Annotated in this window: 16 protein-coding genes; 11 read left to right on the top strand and 5 right to left on the bottom strand. The window is 44.5% G+C overall.

Annotated elements, in window-relative coordinates:
- The first annotated feature begins 81 nt into the window (after nucleotides 1–81).
- On the top strand, nucleotides 82–1,263 hold the full coding sequence (locus tag JMX03_RS11080) for a dihydroorotase (protein WP_201598067.1): 1,182 nt from the start codon (nucleotides 82–84) through the stop codon (nucleotides 1,261–1,263).
- Nucleotides 1,256–1,774: a DUF2127 domain-containing protein gene (locus JMX03_RS11075; protein ID WP_406947722.1), complete on the top strand. Its 519-nt coding sequence runs from the start codon at nucleotides 1,256–1,258 to the stop codon at nucleotides 1,772–1,774. Before JMX03_RS11080 ends, JMX03_RS11075 begins: the two co-directional genes overlap by 8 nt.
- A gap of 121 nt (nucleotides 1,775–1,895) precedes the next feature.
- On the opposite strand, the gene JMX03_RS11070 is transcribed toward JMX03_RS11075, so the two are convergent.
- From JMX03_RS11070 to JMX03_RS11060, 3 genes are all read right to left on the bottom strand, one after another.
- Nucleotides 1,896–3,167, bottom strand: coding sequence for a cation:proton antiporter (locus JMX03_RS11070; protein WP_201596786.1), 1,272 nt, complete (start codon nucleotides 3,165–3,167; stop codon nucleotides 1,896–1,898).
- A gap of 66 nt (nucleotides 3,168–3,233) precedes the next feature.
- Nucleotides 3,234–4,868, bottom strand: coding sequence for a DUF2254 domain-containing protein (locus JMX03_RS11065; protein WP_201596784.1), 1,635 nt, complete (start codon nucleotides 4,866–4,868; stop codon nucleotides 3,234–3,236).
- Nucleotides 4,869–4,972: 104 nt separating this feature from the next.
- Nucleotides 4,973–6,577: a YihY/virulence factor BrkB family protein gene (locus tag JMX03_RS11060; protein WP_201596782.1), complete on the bottom strand. Its 1,605-nt coding sequence runs from the start codon at nucleotides 6,575–6,577 to the stop codon at nucleotides 4,973–4,975.
- A gap of 214 nt (nucleotides 6,578–6,791) precedes the next feature.
- On the opposite strand from JMX03_RS11060, the gene wrbA reads away from it, so the two are divergent.
- Both wrbA and JMX03_RS11050 read left to right on the top strand, forming a co-directional pair.
- On the top strand, nucleotides 6,792–7,409 hold the full coding sequence (wrbA, locus tag JMX03_RS11055; RefSeq protein ID WP_201596780.1) for an NAD(P)H:quinone oxidoreductase: 618 nt from the start codon (nucleotides 6,792–6,794) through the stop codon (nucleotides 7,407–7,409).
- A gap of 48 nt (nucleotides 7,410–7,457) precedes the next feature.
- Entirely contained in the window at nucleotides 7,458–8,003 is a 546-nt protein-coding gene (locus JMX03_RS11050) for a hypothetical protein (protein WP_227677631.1), read from the top strand.
- Nucleotides 8,004–8,109: 106 nt separating this feature from the next.
- On the opposite strand, the gene JMX03_RS11045 is transcribed toward JMX03_RS11050, so the two are convergent.
- Nucleotides 8,110–8,868: a DUF3108 domain-containing protein gene (locus JMX03_RS11045; RefSeq protein WP_201596778.1), complete on the bottom strand. Its 759-nt coding sequence runs from the start codon at nucleotides 8,866–8,868 to the stop codon at nucleotides 8,110–8,112.
- A gap of 587 nt (nucleotides 8,869–9,455) precedes the next feature.
- Here JMX03_RS11045 and JMX03_RS11040 point away from each other — a divergent pair.
- Both JMX03_RS11040 and groL read left to right on the top strand, forming a co-directional pair.
- Nucleotides 9,456–9,746, top strand: coding sequence for a co-chaperone GroES (locus JMX03_RS11040; protein WP_201574065.1), 291 nt, complete (start codon nucleotides 9,456–9,458; stop codon nucleotides 9,744–9,746).
- A gap of 111 nt (nucleotides 9,747–9,857) precedes the next feature.
- Nucleotides 9,858–11,507, top strand: a complete 1,650-nt coding sequence (gene groL / locus JMX03_RS11035; RefSeq protein ID WP_201596776.1) for a chaperonin GroEL — start codon at nucleotides 9,858–9,860, stop codon at nucleotides 11,505–11,507.
- A 230-nt stretch (nucleotides 11,508–11,737) separates the two neighbouring features.
- Here the strand turns inward: groL and yaaA are convergent, their stop codons facing one another.
- Complete coding sequence (yaaA, locus tag JMX03_RS11030) at nucleotides 11,738–12,538, bottom strand: peroxide stress protein YaaA (protein ID WP_201596774.1); 801 nt, start codon at nucleotides 12,536–12,538, stop codon at nucleotides 11,738–11,740.
- Between the two features lie 410 nt (nucleotides 12,539–12,948).
- On the opposite strand from yaaA, the gene JMX03_RS11025 reads away from it, so the two are divergent.
- From JMX03_RS11025 to iscX, 5 genes are all read left to right on the top strand, one after another.
- Nucleotides 12,949–14,118 carry an NAD(P) transhydrogenase subunit alpha gene (locus tag JMX03_RS11025; protein WP_201596772.1) on the top strand — a complete coding sequence of 390 codons (1,170 nt, stop codon included), beginning with the start codon at nucleotides 12,949–12,951 and terminating at the stop codon, nucleotides 14,116–14,118.
- A gap of 100 nt (nucleotides 14,119–14,218) precedes the next feature.
- Nucleotides 14,219–14,557, top strand: coding sequence for a proton-translocating transhydrogenase family protein (locus JMX03_RS11020; protein ID WP_201598058.1), 339 nt, complete (start codon nucleotides 14,219–14,221; stop codon nucleotides 14,555–14,557).
- Nucleotides 14,554–15,954 (top strand): NAD(P)(+) transhydrogenase (Re/Si-specific) subunit beta, encoded by a 1,401-nt coding sequence (locus JMX03_RS11015; protein ID WP_201574069.1) that lies wholly within the window; start codon nucleotides 14,554–14,556, stop codon nucleotides 15,952–15,954. The genes JMX03_RS11020 and JMX03_RS11015 overlap by 4 nt, the downstream gene beginning before the upstream one ends.
- Before the next feature lie 140 nt (nucleotides 15,955–16,094).
- On the top strand, nucleotides 16,095–16,622 hold the full coding sequence (locus JMX03_RS11010; RefSeq protein WP_201596770.1) for an acyl-CoA thioesterase: 528 nt from the start codon (nucleotides 16,095–16,097) through the stop codon (nucleotides 16,620–16,622).
- Nucleotides 16,623–16,783: 161 nt separating this feature from the next.
- A complete protein-coding gene (gene iscX / locus JMX03_RS11005) occupies nucleotides 16,784–16,993 on the top strand; it encodes a Fe-S cluster assembly protein IscX (protein ID WP_201574071.1) in 210 nt (69 codons plus the stop codon).
- Nucleotides 16,994–17,020 lie beyond the last annotated feature (27 nt).

Below are 17,020 nucleotides of genomic sequence, written 5' to 3'. Positions count from 1 at the left end.
TTAACCTTGGTTATTTTATTCTTATAATTTATTGATACGGTAATATAGCTCATGACGAACCCTACCACGATGGATACACAGATGATTGACTTGCTCCCTGATGTATTCAAGAATACACTCTCTAAGGCAGCAACGGATAAGCTGGCAAGCCTCGATGCTGACCGAGAAACATGGTTGCTACCGCCTTTGGTAGACTTGTGTGCGCGCTTGCGTGAACCTGGTCAGCAGCAGCATGGTACTTTGGTATCTGAAGGTCGCGCGGCGCGTGCTAATGGCTTTTTGCATGTGGTTATTCCGCCAGACACCACTCCTATATTAGAAAATGGCTCACTACTCAAAGGTTTGCGCGAGCGTGCCTTGGGTGATGGTGGCATCTATCTGCATGTGTTAGGAGCACTGACCGCAGGCCTAGAAGGGGAGCGGCCTTCTAATATCGCAGGCCTAAAAAAGGGCGGCTGTATTGCTGTCTCGAATGCGCGTAGACCTTTTAAAAATGACTTAGTATTGCTACGTACTTTAGAGTACGCGGCAACCTTTGGTATGAAAGTATTTTTTTATCCTGATGAGCCGACTTTATCTAACGACGGCGTGGCGCATGAAGGCTATATTGCTTCTTATCATGGTTTGCAAGGTATTCCTTGGATTGCAGAGACGGTGGCATTATCGACCCAGCTTTTGATGGTGGAAGAGACGGGAATTGCGGCACACTTTAGTCAACTAAGTTGTAAGTCTTCAGTGGAGCTGATGCGCTGGGCCAAAGACAAAGGCCTGCCAGTCACTTGTGATGTCGCCATGCATCAGCTGTACTTGACGGACGATAATTTAGAAGGCTTTAATGCTCAAGCCTATGTATTGCCACCACTGCGTAGTAATACCGATCAGCAAGCACTGCGTCGCGGTCTCAAAGACGGCACGATCGATGCCATTTGTAGTCATCATGAGCCTCTAAACAGTACGGCTAAAAAGGCGCCTTTTGCTGAGAGCACGCCAGGCATCTCAAACTTCGATACTTTTATGGCGTTGGCATGTCAGCTGGTACATGATGAAGTGTTAACTTTGGAGCAGTTGGTAGATAAAATCTGCCTAAACCCTGCAAAGATTGCAGGTATTAGCACTCAATATGAAAGTCTTGGCGGGGCGGTGTTGGTTGACCCTAATATTGACTGGCAGGTGACTACGAAGACCATGTTGTCAGACGGCAAAAACACGCCTTTCTTTAACCAACATCTACATGGACGAGTGGTGGAGACTTTCTTTGGCTAAGGTGCCTCTGCAGGAGGGGCGCTCGCAGCCGTCTAGCCCCATAGATAGAGCTAGCGAGTCTAGTGACTCCATCAAGGCAGTGGCTATCTATGAGATAGTAAAAGGTTCTGTGGCAATGCTAGGAGCCGGCGCGTTGTGGCGCTGGCACAAGGACCTTGAGCAGTGGCTAGAGACTGCTACAGACTCGTGGCGACACTATTTTGGTAAGCTACTAACGCCGCAGATTGAGAGTGCCGTTCATGTTGCCCAGCAAGCCAGCAAGAATTGGTCAGTGTTTATGTTGCTGATATTTGCCTATGTCAGCTTACGTTTCATTGAAGCTTATGGTTTATGGAAGGATAAAACGTGGGCTTACTGGTTTAGCGTCATCGGCTACGGGATATTCATACCCATTGAGCTGTATTACTTAATTACTGCACCATTTGACTGGTTTAAACTGCTCATCCTTATCTTGAATATTATTATTGTCATTGTGGTCTATCGTAATATGAAGCGCAAAGGTTTGATTTGACGTTTATGTAAAAGCGTATGACTGCACTATATATGCTGCAAAAAACAGCCAGCATCAAAGCCAAGATTAAAAAATATCTTTGTACTGGCTATTTTATTACTCATCTGCCTACTCATGAAATCTATAGTGTTTTCTCTTTAGTAGGTTGTATGGTCCTAGCGACTTTACCAATACTTAAGCCTTGAACTAAGATCGAGAATACCACCACCGCATAAGTGAGTGCCAATAATATATCGCGCTCATATCCTGAAGGTAGTTGTAATACCAATGCGACAGAAATACCGCCTCGTAGCCCGCCCCACGTCAAGACTTTCCATGCACCGTCTGGTAGCTTTAACTGTTTACTAAAGGTCTTGGTGGTCATGCCAACGACGATAAAACGAGCAAACAGGGCAATAATAATAGCCAGACCGCCAGCGACAAACAAGCTCCCTGAATAAGCGATCATCACCACTTCCAGTCCAATCAAAACAAATAAGATAGCGTTTAAGATTTCATCGATTAACTCCCAAAATAAATCAATATAATTGCGCGTCTCATCGCTCATGGCCCATTCTCGTCCTTGGTTGCCAAGCATCAGCCCCATCATTACCATAGCCAGTGGCCCTGATAAGTGCCAATGGCTGGCAAGCGCGTAACCACCTATCACGCCTGCAAGTGTCAATAGCACTTCTTCTTGATAGCTATCAATACTCTTAATCATATAGTACAAGATAGCGCCAAGTACCAAACCAAAGACTATACCGCCACCTGCTTCTACCGCTAGGGTATGCGCGACATAATTTGCAGTAGGGATATCGCCACTGGATAAAATGCCAAGCAATAGTACAAAGATAACAACACCAAGGCCGTCATTGAATAATGACTCACCCGCAATGACCGTTTCAATACTTTTTGGCGCACCTGCTGACGATAAAATTCCCATGACAGCAATGGGATCAGTAGGCGATATCAAAGCCCCAAATAGCAAACACCAGATATAAGGCAACCCAAAACCCAGCAGCGGCAGCATAAAGTAAAGTGCAGTGGCGATAAGCACGGCTGATACGACGGTACCAACACAAGCAAGGATACCAATGGGTAGTCTATAACGTTTCAGATCGCTAATATTGACATGTAAAGCACCCGCAAATAGCAGCATAGAAAGCATGCCATCGAGTAAAACTTCGGTGAAATCTAACTGGTTTAATAAACTAATCTCATAATCAATCAGTTGATCAAATCCCAAAAATCCTAAAAATATCGCCACCATAGATAATATTATCGAGATAACCATCACGCCAATGGTGGTCGGTAGTCCAATAAAACGATGATTTACATAGGATAAAAGGGCAGTAATCGATAAAAACACTGCGCCGACTTCAAGGACGGTCAGGCTGGTTGCAGTTACCATAAAAAATTTCTCAGATTGTTTGGGAATTAGTGCAGTTTTAAAAGAGCCTAGGTTCTTATACCGTAGTTATTCTGTTTTTAAGGTTTGGCGAATATGAGCGGCAAACTCACTGACATATTCGAAGTACTGAAATTTGGAGTCTTCGCTATTGATAAAGTATCCTGCCTGCTGAGTCATGGCGAGTAGATCTGCGATTAGCTCGCTATAACTTAAATTTTCTTCTCCCGTACGCTCAATCAGCTTTAGCTCGTGCAGCAAGATCTGTCTCTGAGCGTCATTCACCCGTGCATAGTTGAGGTTCGTTAGAGCCTGACATAAGGCCTTTAGCACCATGAGATCACTAGTAGCGTAACGACGTACTTCACCGAGCGAGGTATCAATAAAGTCAGAAATCGTAGGTGTCTTGGTGATAACCGACAAGATCGCTACTCGGTGCTGCTCGGTTGAGGTATTAGCATCATCTTTATTAGAATCAGCGTTTTCAGATGGTGGTGTATAAAAATGATAAGGACTGGGCGGCTGCCTGCGTATCATGACACTCAAACAAGTGGTGAGTGATTGCACACAGTTTACCGCTGTTTTTGGATCATTAATCCCAGGTGATAAGGCACGTACCGCAATCTCAGTCATCTGCCCCAAACTGTAGGATATATCATTGGAATGCGATGACCGGCGCTCGATATGGATACAGGTAGCCAGTCGCTGCCAGAACAATCCATCTGGAGCGCTTGGCATTATTGCTAGATGAGAGGTTTTGGTCTTCTGTAAAAGGCTAGGATGATTTGCTGGGCGCTGATAAAAGTAACCAATAACGTTTTTATTAGTAACGAAGTCACCGAGATTGGTATGGAGCTTTATTATTCCGCCATAATCGAGCGCTAGAGTCATTAATGACTCTATATAAATCTGCTGCAGATAACCTGAGAGCGGTGCATAAATAGGAGTCGTTGCCCATGTTTGATAGTGTTCAATATCTGGCTGCGCCAAGTCTATATCACGTTGATGCTGTAGGTCGCAGTGATCATGATACCAATAATTAATGTTCCTAATGGCTTCATTGCTTGCGCCTTGGATCACGTGTGACGCTTGAATGGCATGCACCATGTGCTGGATGAAGTAGACCAGTAGTAACGCACAGATGATCGCCATGATAATAGCGAAGGTAACCGCCAACTGTGGCACACCAAAATCAACATCATGCTTATGGATAGACTTTAAAACCAACAAACTATAGCTAAAAGTACCGATAAATGCACCGAGTACCAGCTGGTTTGAGGTGTCAGTCAAAAAGTTGCGTAGCAAGCGTGGGCCAAACTGTGATGAGGCCATTGAGAGTACGGCAATGGTAATAGAGAAAGTGGTACCTGCCACTCCTAACACCGCACCTGCGATCGTGGTCATGATGGCGCGTGCGGCATCGTCGTCACCAGTAAAGGCAAAGCTTAGATCCCTGACAGTTTTGCGGTCAAAATGCTGATCAATGGTCACCAACAGCGGCGCTAAAAGTATGCCTATCAGCACACAAGCGGTGGGTATAAACCAATAGGAACCCATCAGCTGTTGCCATATATTTTTTAGGCGATCAGGCAGGTCAGTGAGTGTCTTTAACGACCATAGCTGTGTCAGCTGTTTGAGCCAGTACAGGGTTGCTGTCAGCGTACGTGTCGGCAGGGATTTTTTTTGGATGTCACTCACTGCCATCGCCTCCAAGGTGTTTTGATATTGTTGATAAGTTTTTTAATAAGCTTTTGTTTTTAATATCAGTAAGATAACAAAACATCAGCAGCGGATTTTATGCAGCTTGTCTATTTATTAGCTTGTGGGTTATCCGCTTCGGTAATAATATTACCTTTATCATCATTAAAAATGCGCTTAGCTGTTGATCTGGTCTTATAGCCATCGTCATCTATAGCATGGCTATTTGGAACGTCATTATCTGAAATGTTGTCCTCTGGAATCAATATTTCTTGGTTATTATTGTCGCACTCTATCTTGCTGTCTTTATCATAGGCTGCCGGCTCAAAGTCTGGCACAGAGTCAGTGTCAGTGTCTTGGTCTGAGCTATTCATACTACTGTTATTATTTATCACACGACCATTGATATCAGCAGCAGATAATTTTGCCTTAGAGGACTTTGGCTCAGATGTTTTTCGTCGGGGCTGGCTATGCGCAAAGATGGTATTTAACGGCACATCTAATTGCTCTCTAGCATAAGCTTCCGTATTTTCAAAGCGATTGACCAATAAGCTTAGCCAAGGTTTTTGATCTTCTGGGCTCATCTCGTCCAGCTCATCTTTGATCGGTAGCGGATACGGTAAGGTACGATAAAAGTCCCATAAACTCATGCGACTGAGGTCTTTTTTTAGTACGTACTCGTCATTGTCCGTGGTGGTGATGAGATTGCTGTCTTTTAAGTAGTTGATATAGGTATACCACTTGGGTAGCTCTTTGCGGCCAAGCACACTACGTAGCTCTTGCTCACTGACAGCATGGCCTTCTAAGTGATTGCGATAGACCAAATTGAGCATATCGAGCAAGCTAAGTAGTGGATGACGCGGATACACCTCTTCAGTTTCAAAGATGGTTAGGGTGTAGCTAATCTCAACACCTAATAAAATCAGATTCCAAGAGAGATAAATCCATAACAAGAAAATCGGCAAAGCGGCAAACGCGCCGTAAATAGCTTCATAGCTGGTGAAGTTGGTCATGACTGTACCGAACACATGCTTTAGTAGCTCAAAGACGATCGCCACAAAAACCCCAGCAATGGCGGCGTTTTTTGCAGGCACTCGGGCTTTAGGGATAAACCAATACATAGCGATAAAGCCAGTCACGGTGACCCCAATAGATACTATCTGTACCCAAAATGACCAATCAATACCATAGCCAGCAAATTGTCGGTTTAAGAAGCTAAGACTCTGTACGGTACTTGAAACGATAAATGCAGTCCCTAAAACCAAAGGCCCTAGAGTAACGATAGTCCAGTAGCGCAGCATGCTTCTGAGACCACCTGAACGGTCTTCTACTCGCCAAATTTGATTGAATGCGCGCTCAATGGTAGTAAGCGTCATGATGGTCGTGACAAACAGTATCATTGCGCCGATAGCGGTTAAATTGGTGGATTTTTCAGCAAAGCTATTGATATATTCACTAACCTGCAGACTTGATTGGGGTAGCAAGTTGCTATAGATCACTTCATAAATCTGCGCCCTGACCGAGGCAAGTGCTGGCACAGAGGACAATATCATCAACAGCACCGTCAATATAGGGACAATTGACAACATGGTGGTGTAAGTTAGAGAGGCTGCTTTTTGTTGACAGTTGTCCTCGAAGAAGTGCCGGGTTAAAAAACGCAAAAAACTGAACCAGTGTTTGTGTGCAAATGGGAGTTTTTTTAATAGGTTTTCCATGTCATTCATCTAGCAGCGATAAGAGTGCCAATAGTGTAACAAAATGAGCAGTCAGCATCTGCCAAATTTTTGTGTCAAAATACATATGGCTCTGTGAGGGATATTAGGCTTTGTTTGCATGTCAGCTGACGACTCGGGCATAATGTGCGTATATATTCATACTGCCAATTGCTTTCAATCAGTATTTTAATGATTTTACAAGGAAACGCTGTCAATGAGCCAAACAAACCCTTATATCTTAGTGCTTTATTACTCTACTCATGGTGCGACTAAGACTTTAGCGTATGCTATCGCTCAAGGTATTGAAGAGGCTGGTATGTCAGCGCGTATTCGTACGGTGCCGACGGTTGCAGCAGAAACCACCACTATCAAGCCTGCGATTCCTGATGAAGGTGATCTATACTGCACCATGGATGATTTAAAAGACTGCTTGGGGTTGGCGCTAGGTAGCCCGGCGTATTTTGGCAATATGGCCGCGCCAATGAAATATTTTTGGGACAGTACTGTCACGCTATGGCTGGCAGGTAATCTACAAAACAAACCCGCGTCAGTATTCACAGCGACAGGCACTATGCATGGCGGCCAAGAAACGACTTTGCTGACGATGATGTTGCCATTAATGCATCACGGCATGATTATCGTCGGTGTGCCTTATGCTGAGCCTGCTCTAAACCGTACCCATCGTGGCGGTACGCCTTATGGTGCCAGTCATGTCAGTGGCGTCGCGCATGATCAGCCAGTCTCTGATGATGAACGTGAGATTGCCATCGGCCAAGGTCGTCGTCTCGCTATTAGTGCCAAGGCCTTAGCGCAAGCCAACTGGAACCGCTAAGCTGTCACTTTTAGCATAACGTTATAAATTAGGAAAACACCCCATCTGATGTCTAATAGTCATGATAATAGCGATAAAGCCAGTACCTCGCCGTCATTAATTACCGATAATGACGTAGCACCTATAGCAGCGCCATCTAAGCCTGTGTCTGCCAAAAATCCTAGCAAAGCTGCTAAGCCCCAAAAGCCTATTGCACCCATCCGTCAACGCTTGATGGTTACTTGGCTGGCGTGGGTAATCTACCGCTTGCTTGGGTTGCCTGTGCTGATCAGTGTTTTTAATCCTATGAACCCTGATGTTGTCGGCGGCGTGGCATGGCAAGCATTATGGCTGCTACCAGCATTTATCCTGACCCCTTGGGTACTACGTGGACGCTCACCTTATGCCCTGCTAGTGGGCAGTATGTTGACCTTGGTGTATCTGGGCGCTAGCGGTGTGGTGCTCTTCACTCGTGCCTATGGCAGCAGCTGGGCAGAACTGGTAGTTTATCTGATTGATTTTACTTTGTTACTCATGATAAACGTTTGGCTATTTATACTGCTAAAACGCCTGCCATCGATGAATAATGTCGTGAAGCAGCCACGTTCTCGCTAGACGAGTCTCCTATCTTGAAAGCAAAAGAAGGCGGCGCTCTAATGAGAGAGCGCCGCCTTCTTTGTGTTAACCATCAACTATTAACCAGCAGCTTATAAGCAGTCGCTTAGTTTACTTTGGTTAGTTCCAAGTCCATTTTTTTGCCATCGTTTACCTGCATAACTTTCACAGGCAGATAATCTAAGCTAGGAGCAAGCCAAAAACTGGTTGAGCGGCTATTGTCATCATGGACACGGTCGACACGCACGGTATCAAAGGTTCCAGCTGGGACAGTGACCTTGGTGTTACCAGACCTTTTAAAAGGTGTCTTTTCAATCTTGTCTTTTCTGGCCATATAGTAATTACCAGAGAACTTACCGTTAAGTAGATCTTGGCGAATTTGTACCTCAAGGCTCAAGTCATCAAAGGCTTGTTGCGCCATATTCAAATTGACTGTTTTACCTCTATAAGTACTGGCGACTTGTTTTTTACCACTATTATAATTGAGGTTATGAGTGCGTCCAATGCCAAATAATTTATAGGTAGTACTGGCTTGAGCTGGCGTGACGTTATTTCCTGAAAGTGTAAAAGTACTACTTTGCGAGGCACTAGCGACACCAGCGACGCGAGCCCTAACATCATACTTCCACGTACTACCTGACTTGCTTAGTGTGCGAGTAGCGGTACCTTTGTATTTGTCTTCTACAGTAAAGTTGTAGTTAGCACTGGAGGGCTGCACCACTTTGGCACTGGCAAGGGTAGGGGCTGTCATACTTAGGGCTCCAATAGCGGCAATACCAACTCCCGTGGTAAACATAGATAGAAATTTGGGCTTGCTGCGATTTGTATTGTTAGAATTATTTTTTATAGAAAATAATGCGGTCATGTAGATTCCTTAATTTGGTTTGGATACTTATTAGCTATTATTATGTTGTCAGTACTTATAATGGTCATACTCTGTTACATTTTCAAGGGCTGGGGTGGTTTTGGCCGTTTGGGTCTTGTAGCCAATGTTGCTAAAAACGCTCAACTCTCAAGCTAGGTAACCCTATGTTGCCAAAGGTACTGGTTAGTCGGTATTTTCTATCCTTTAAAACCTATCCTTCAAAATCTGTGCTTCAAAACAACAACCGCAAACGCTAAGCCTGATTATGCACTGTTAATGATCTAATATTCGCAGCCTCAGACTATTGGTTCTATGCACAAGTATTTGATAATCATGGTTATGATTCGATGAAACAAGGCATCCAATGCCACAATAATTCATTTTTCAGGGTATTCTTGTAATATTTTTTGAGTTTACACTTGAAGCAAACTCCTCTTGCCCCCACTTTTTGATACAAGCTCAAGGCTTATCTTAGAAGATGTTTTTTAAACGAAAGCGAGTTGTTAAGATAATGTCCGTTGAGACCATTAAACCAAGTGATTTTTTATTTAACCAATCAATTTAACTAACCTTTTGGAGTCATATCGATGAACATTCGTCCTTTACATGACCGTATTGTTGTCCGCCGCGTAGAAGAAGAGCAAAAAACTGCCGGTGGTATTTTACTACCAGGTTCAGCACAAGAAAAACCCTCACAAGGTGAAGTGTTGGCAACTGGCAACGGCCAGATTCGTGACAACGGCGAGATTCGCGCGTTAGATGTAAAAGTTGGCGACAAAATTTTGTTCGGTCAGTATGCTGGTCAAACCGTAAAAGTTGACGGTGATGAACTACTTATTATGAAAGAATCTGATGTATTGGGTGTGCTAGAAGGCTAATCGCTTTAGGCATGTTTTATGCTAAGCGCATTTTTAGCTCAGTACATTTATAACAATATAAGCAAATCATTCAATTGCATTCTCATACTTATAATAGTGGAGTAATTTAACATGGCAAAAGACGTAAAATTCGGCATTGATGCCCGTAAACAAATGATGGACGGTGTCAACGTTCTAGCAAACGCAGTAAAAGTTACTTTAGGCCCTAAAGGTCGTAACGTGGTAATTGACAAATCTTTCGGCGCGCCAACCATCACCAAAGATGGTGTATCAGTTGCCAAAGAAATTGAGCTTGAAAATAAGTTTGAAAACATGGGCGCACAGCTCGTTCGCGAAGTCGCTAGCCGCACCAATGATGTCGCTGGTGATGGTACGACAACCGCAACAGTATTGGCTCAGTCAATCTTGCAAGAAGGCATGAAGTCAGTTGCCGCTGGCATGAATCCAATGGATCTAAAGCGCGGTATCGACAAAGCAGTACGCGAAGCGGTTAAAGAAATCCATAAGCTATCGACCCCAGCTGATGATCATAAAGCGATTGCTCAGGTTGGTTCTATCTCTGCAAACTCAGACACCAAAATCGGTGAGTTGATTTCGCAAGCGATGGAAAAAGTGGGTAAGCAAGGCGTTATCACTGTTGAAGAAGGTTCAAGCTTTGAAGATACCTTAGAAGTTGTGGAAGGTATGCAGTTTGACCGTGGTTATATCAGCCCGTACTTTGCGAACAAGCAAGACAGCTTAACCGCTGAGTTTGAAAACCCGTATATCCTACTGGTTGATAAAAAAATCAGCAACATCCGTGAGATCGTGCCACTACTTGAGCAAGTCATGCAGCAAAGCAAACCACTGCTAATCATCGCTGAAGACGTAGAAAACGAAGCATTGGCTACCTTGGTTGTAAACAACATGCGTGGCGGCCTAAAAACTTGTGCGGTTAAAGCACCAGGTTTTGGCGATCGTCGTAAAGCCATGCTACAAGACATCGCAATCCTAACAGGCGGTACGGTTATCTCTGAAGAGATTGGCCTAAGCCTAGAAGAAGCGACAATTGAGCAACTTGGTACTGCGAAGAAAGTCACTGTCGGTAAAGAAAACACCGTCATCGTTGATGGCGCTGGTCAAAAAGCTGACATCGAAGCGCGTGTTGAGTCTATCAACCGTCAAATCGAAGAGTCTACTTCTGACTACGATAAAGAAAAGCTACAAGAGCGTGTTGCAAAACTAGCTGGCGGCGTTGCCGTTATCAAAGTTGGCGCAGCGACTGAAACAGAAATGAAAGAGAAAAAAGACCGTGTTGATGATGCGCTACATGCGACTCGTGCAGCGGTTGAAGAAGGCGTTGTCCCTGGTGGCGGTGTTGCATTAGTACGTGCGATGAGTGCCTTGTCTGAGCTACGTGGTGATAACGACGACCAAAACGCTGGTATGAATATCTTACGTCGCGCAATGGAAGCACCATTACGTCAAATCGTGACCAACTCAGGCGAAGAAGCTTCAGTTGTGGTCAACGAAGTGAAGAGCGGTAGCGGTAACTATGGTTACAACGCAGCGACTGGCGTATATGGCGATATGCTAGAGATGGGTATCCTAGATCCTGCCAAAGTAGCACGTTCAGCACTTGAGAACGCTGCCTCTGTCGCAGGTCTCATGCTGACCACTGAAGCCATGATCACTGATCTACCTGAGAGTGATGATGGTATGGCTGCTATGGGCGGTGCCGGTGGAATGGGCGGTATGGGTGGAATGGGCGGTATGATGTAATTTATGCCTCGACTAAGTTTGTACGACGTTGTTAACCTCGTTCGATGTACTATAAGTACAATCTTCACTTGGTTGCCTAGTCGTACTGCTTTAGTCAATCCATAAAACGCTTTTCGCTAGAAGTATGACTTTGTCATAACGTACTTGTTAAACCTAGTTCAAACAAAACCCCGATAGGCTAAGCTTATCGGGGTTTTGTTATACAATTTCAGTCTGTTTTAGCGTAATGATTACGCATCTGCCTCATCGCGCCTAAATGTCCAAGTCTTATCATCAGACAGCTCATCGACATAATAATATCCCGCCAGGTCAAACTGCTTTAATTGCTCAGCATTGGTGAGTTTATTATCCGCAGCATACTTCACCATTAGCCCACGGGCTTTTTTGGCATAAAAGGCAATCACTTTATAGTTGCCGTTTTTTTCATCTTCAAATCGTGGCGTGATAATCTCAGCATTTAACGCTTTCTTTTTTACCGATTTAAAATATTCATTAGAGGCCAAGTTAACCAAGACCTTGTTATCGCTATCAGCCATGCGGGCGTTGATTACGTCAGTGACTTCTTCGCCCCAAAACTCATATAAGTTATCACCGCGCTCGTTTTTTAGCTTGGTGCCCATCTCTAAGCGATACGGCTGAATCAAATCCAGCGGTTTTATGACGCCATAAAGACCCGATAAAATGCCTAGATGCTCATTGACATAAATGGCTGTTTCTTTATCCATGTGATACATATCCAGACCAGTGTACACATCACCATCGAACAAATAACCCGCTGGTTTGGCATTCTGATCATCAAACGGTTTATCCTCGCTCCAGCTCCATTGTTGATTGCGTTCAGCATTGAGTTGGGCAAGATCATCAGAGATGCTCATCAGCTCTTGCAGATCTATTGGCTCTTTGGACTTCAGTATCTTCATTAGTGCTTGCGAGTGCTCTATAAGCTCAGGTTGGCTGTAATAATTCCCAAGATTGACAGGTACTTGATCTGTTTCATTCAAAGACTTGGCAGGGGAAAGTAAAAAATACATAGTTATTCCTTATAGTTCATGAGATTTTGGTCAATTCACATCAAAATTGTAACATTATCAATCGTGTTTGCAGTATTATCGAAACATCTGCATCAAGCTTTATCGTTCAGGCGCTACTAGAATGGACGGTATGAGTGATAAAAACTGCCAACATAACAACAAAGTTTATATGTATGGCATAAATCCATAACTTTTTATTTACTAGTTGGTCATCAATAGACAATGAAAATTAGTAAACGATGTCTCTATAATAAAAAGACTTGATGAAGAACACTCTATCATTTATTAAATTGATAACCTTTGATTCAACTTTATGATATAGAGCGGATCAAATTTTTTTGCCCTGTACGTCTTGTGATTCAAATGACATGTGTATGGGCCAGTAATGTATTCAGACGTAAGGAGACGGTATGAAAATCGGTGTAATCAGCGCAGATATCGCAAGCGAGAGCCGCGTAGCGCTAACCCCAGACGCGGTGAAAAAACTGCGTAAACTCGGGTTTGAGGTCGTCATCCAGTCCGGTGCCGGTCAAGCAGCGTATTATGCTGATGAATTGTATCAGGCTGCTGGTGCCGATATTGCAAATAGTAGCGCTGAAGTAGTCAACCAGTCTCAAATTATCACAACGGTGAATGATTTGCCTACTGAGGTGACTGACAGCTTGGCTTCTGGTCAGATAGTCATTGGTATGCTCGACCCTTACCGTAATACTCAGATCGATACTTACGCTGCCAAAGGTGCCACCGCTTTTGCCATGGAGTTATTACCACGTACCTTATCGCGTGCGCAAAATATGGACGTCTTGTCTTCACAAGCCAACCTTGCAGGTTACAAGGCGGTATTGCTGGCGGCCAACGAATATTCGCGTCCGTTTCCGATGTTTATGACCTCAGCGGGTACGGTTAAACCTGCCAAAGTCGTCATCTTAGGCGTCGGAGTTGCAGGCTTGCAAGCGATCGCTACTGCCAAGCGCTTGGGCGCAGTCGTCGAAGCCAGTGACTTACGTCCTGCTGCCAAAGAGCAGGTAGAGTCGCTTGGTGGTAAATGGCTGGATGTGCCGATGAGCGAAGACGAAGCACAAAAAGCCAAAGCGACTGGCGGCTATGCGTGGACACCATCAGAGCAGTATATCAAAGACCAAGCAGCGGTAGTGGATAAAGCCTTAAGCGCTGCTGACATCGTCATCACAACGGCCCAGATTCCTGGTCGTAACGCCCCGCGCTTGGTACATGGAGCAACGCTTGCCAAAATGAAAGCGGGTTCGGTACTCATTGATATGGCGGCAGCGACGGGCGGTAATGTCGAGGGTAGCGTGGCCAATGAAACCATTACTACTCCAAATGGAGTGCGTATTGTTGGCGCTGCCAATATACCTTCAATGCTAGCGGCACAGTCTTCAGATTTGTATGCCAATAATCTGGTCAATTTTATCACCACCTTAATTGCCTCTGATGAAGCGACAGAAGCGACAGACAAGGCTGCATCCAACAAACTGGCTCTCCACTTAGATATGGAAGATGAGATTCAAGGCGCGCTAGCAATGACCCACGAGGGTCAGGTACGCCTTGCTAAACGCTAAATATTGAATACTTACCATATTGCTTTGCCAGTAACGAATAAATTTTTAGGAGGATAAGATGATTGCCACTGTTTTAGCAGCAGCTCAAGTTGGAGATGCTATGAGTAGCACGCCATTTGTAGCAATTTTTACCGTGTTTGTACTCGCTATATTTGTCGGGTATTACGTGGTTTGGGGAGTAACACCAGCCCTGCACACGCCATTGATGGCCGTAACCAACGCCCTATCGAGTATCGTCATTGTGGGCGCCATGCTGCAGACCGTGACTATTGATGGCTCTGTATTTACGCCAACCAGTTTGCTCGGTGCATTTGCGGTATTTTTGGCCAGCGTTAACATTTTTGGTGGCTTTGCTGTGACTGAACGTATGCTCGCAATGTTTAAGCCCAAAGAGAAAAAAGCACCAGTGGTAACAAAAGAAGCTGGGGGTGACGCATGAGTGATTTTACCAATATAATTGCGAGTAATGCTGACTGGTTCTATCTAATCGGTGCGATATTATTTGTCTTGACCCTGCGCGGTCTCTCTAGTCCAAAAACAGCCATTCGCGGTAACCGCTTTGGTATGGCAGCAATGGCGATTGCCGTTGTCACTACGTTCTTCTTAGCGGAAGGCCCAGTACTGTGGATGATTATTGGTGCCATGATTTTGGGGGCTATCGTTGGTATGTGGAAGGCAAAAACAGTCGCCATGACTCAAATGCCAGAAACGGTCGCCTTGATGCATTCATTTGTCGGTCTGGCTGCGGTAGCGATTGCGCTTGCCACGGTACTACATACTGAACAACAGCATGGTGCGGTTGCTCGAGTAGAGCTATTCATCGGTTGCTTCATCGGTGCGATTACCTTTTCAGCGTCAGTCTTTGCTTTTGGTAAGTTGGCGGCGAAGAGCTGGGCGAAGACACTGGTTGGTAGCTGGGTTAAACCAGTACAGGCTATTTTATTCATTGCGATGATTGCCTTTGGTGGCGTGTATTTTGTCACTGATTCATTGCCTGCTTTTTATGCCATGGCAGTGATTGCGGTTATCTTTGGTTGGATGTGGATTGCGCCAATCGGTGGCGGTGATATGCCAGTGGTTGTGTCACTATTGAACTCATTCTCAGGTTGGGCGGCTGCAGGTATTGGTTTTACCCTTGGCAACTCGATGCTGATTATCGCAGGTTCGCTGGTCGGTTCATCAGGTGCCATTCTATCTTACATCATGTGTAAAGCCATGAACCGCTCACTGCTTAATGTCTTGTTTGGTGGTATGGGCACTGCTGCAGTCGCCGCAGATGATGGCGATGGCGCTCCTAAAACCTATAAGTCAGGCTCAGCAGAAGATGCTGGATTCTTAATGGCCAATGCGAGCGATGTTATTATCGTCCCTGGCTATGGTATGGCACAAGGCCGAGCACAAAATGCGGTCAAAGAGTTATATGAGCTCTTAAAAGAAGAAGGCGTAAACGTTCGTTTTGCCATTCATCCAGTGGCTGGCCGTATGCCTGGTCATATGAACGTACTATTGGCAGAAGCGGATGTGCCTTATGATGACATTATGGAAATGGATGAGATTAACTCAGACTTTGCTAGTACCGATGTGGTGTTAGTGATAGGTGCCAATGATGTCGTCAACCCCTCTGCCAAAGATGATCCGACTTCACCGATATTTGGTATGCCCATCCTAGAGGTGACAAAGGCGCAAACCGTCATGGTTATCAAGCGTTCGATGAGCACGGGTTATGCAGGACTTGATAACAGCTTGTTTTACATGGACAAAACCATGATGATCTTTGGCGATGCCAAAAAGATGGTGGAAGAGATGGTGCGTAGTATCAATGGCGCTGGTCATTAATCTTCAAAATGGGTTTTAAACATAGGTATTCACGACAATCTTGCAAATAAAAAAGTCACTGGGGTGGCTTTTTTGCGTTAAGGTAGACAGCGTTTATATTCAACCATCCTTTAGAGAAATAACAGTTAAGAGAGCTATCTATGAACATGTTACTGCGTTTTTTTATTATGTACGGTCTGCTCCAGCAGCAGCTCAAACGCCAGTCGCTGAGTGAGCGTCTTAGTATCGAGACATTAAGCGCGCCAGTTAGTCGTCGTTATCGGGTGCTGCCACATGATATGGGCTTTCGTGATCATCTGCCCAATTATCGCTATTTGTCTTTTATTGAGCTTAATGTCACGCGCTGGCTAATCGCTTGCTGTCACCAAAAAGGCATCAAAACCCTAGACTGGGTAATCGCCATGCAAGAGATGGTTTATCTTAAAGAGATTAAGTTTTTGGACAAAATGACGCTGAACAGTCAGCTTGTCGGTTGGGATAAAAAATATGTGTATTTTGAGCATCGATTTTTTGTCAAAGACCAACTTATGAGTGTCGGTATGAGTAAGTTTGTGTTGATGGATAAAAAGGGTAAATGCACACCAGATATATTAGATATGACAGGTGAGCAGCTGACCGATGTCATTACTACGTGGAATAAACATCAAGTGGCTGTCAAATCTGCCTAGCCGCCTACAGCAACAGAGACGGTATAACGAACTTGGCTATAATCATCTGGCGAAGTTTGATAGGATAGGGGCTGTCAAATTGACAATTAAGTCGATAACGTTTTTTAGAAAACCATTAAGAACTAACATTAAGAGTTAATATCAACAAATAAGGAGCTACTATGAACCCGCAAAAATTAAAATGGACAGACAGCTTAGATATCGCTATTGAGCTTTATGAAAAGTTCCCAGAGACAGACCCGCAGTACATTCGTTTTACCGATTTGCATCGCTGGGTGACAGAGCTTGAAAACTTTGATGATGACCCACAAAGATCAAATGAAGGCATTTTAGAGGCGATTCAAATGAATTGGATTGATGAAGCCGACTAGTTCGACTCTTCTAACTTGCCTAAAATA

Source organism: Psychrobacter fulvigenes, from assembly GCF_904846155.1.
Taxonomy (GTDB): domain Bacteria; phylum Pseudomonadota; class Gammaproteobacteria; order Pseudomonadales; family Moraxellaceae; genus Psychrobacter; species Psychrobacter fulvigenes.
This window is presented reverse-complemented; position numbering and strand designations above follow the sequence as displayed.

What these genes read in the sequence shown, in the direction of transcription:
- JMX03_RS11040 (WP_201574065.1), top strand. Translation starts at nt 9,456, where the DNA reads ATGAACATTCGTCCTTTACATGACCGTATTGTTGTCCGCCGCGTAGAA.
- iscX (WP_201574071.1), top strand. Translation starts at nt 16,784, where the DNA reads ATGAACCCGCAAAAATTAAAATGGACAGACAGCTTAGATATCGCTATT.
- JMX03_RS11080 (WP_201598067.1), top strand. Translation starts at nt 82, where the DNA reads ATGATTGACTTGCTCCCTGATGTATTCAAGAATACACTCTCTAAGGCA.
- JMX03_RS11060 (WP_201596782.1), bottom strand. Translation starts at nt 6,577, where the DNA reads ATGGAAAACCTATTAAAAAAACTCCCATTTGCACACAAACACTGGTTC.
- JMX03_RS11020 (WP_201598058.1), top strand. Translation starts at nt 14,219, where the DNA reads ATGAGTAGCACGCCATTTGTAGCAATTTTTACCGTGTTTGTACTCGCT.
- JMX03_RS11050 (WP_227677631.1), top strand. Translation starts at nt 7,458, where the DNA reads ATGTCTAATAGTCATGATAATAGCGATAAAGCCAGTACCTCGCCGTCA.
- JMX03_RS11065 (WP_201596784.1), bottom strand. Translation starts at nt 4,868, where the DNA reads ATGGCAGTGAGTGACATCCAAAAAAAATCCCTGCCGACACGTACGCTG.
- JMX03_RS11025 (WP_201596772.1), top strand. Translation starts at nt 12,949, where the DNA reads ATGAAAATCGGTGTAATCAGCGCAGATATCGCAAGCGAGAGCCGCGTA.
- JMX03_RS11045 (WP_201596778.1), bottom strand. Translation starts at nt 8,868, where the DNA reads ATGACCGCATTATTTTCTATAAAAAATAATTCTAACAATACAAATCGC.
- groL (WP_201596776.1), top strand. Translation starts at nt 9,858, where the DNA reads ATGGCAAAAGACGTAAAATTCGGCATTGATGCCCGTAAACAAATGATG.
- JMX03_RS11070 (WP_201596786.1), bottom strand. Translation starts at nt 3,167, where the DNA reads ATGGTAACTGCAACCAGCCTGACCGTCCTTGAAGTCGGCGCAGTGTTT.
- JMX03_RS11015 (WP_201574069.1), top strand. Translation starts at nt 14,554, where the DNA reads ATGAGTGATTTTACCAATATAATTGCGAGTAATGCTGACTGGTTCTAT.
- JMX03_RS11010 (WP_201596770.1), top strand. Translation starts at nt 16,095, where the DNA reads ATGAACATGTTACTGCGTTTTTTTATTATGTACGGTCTGCTCCAGCAG.
- yaaA (WP_201596774.1), bottom strand. Translation starts at nt 12,538, where the DNA reads ATGTATTTTTTACTTTCCCCTGCCAAGTCTTTGAATGAAACAGATCAA.
- wrbA (WP_201596780.1), top strand. Translation starts at nt 6,792, where the DNA reads ATGAGCCAAACAAACCCTTATATCTTAGTGCTTTATTACTCTACTCAT.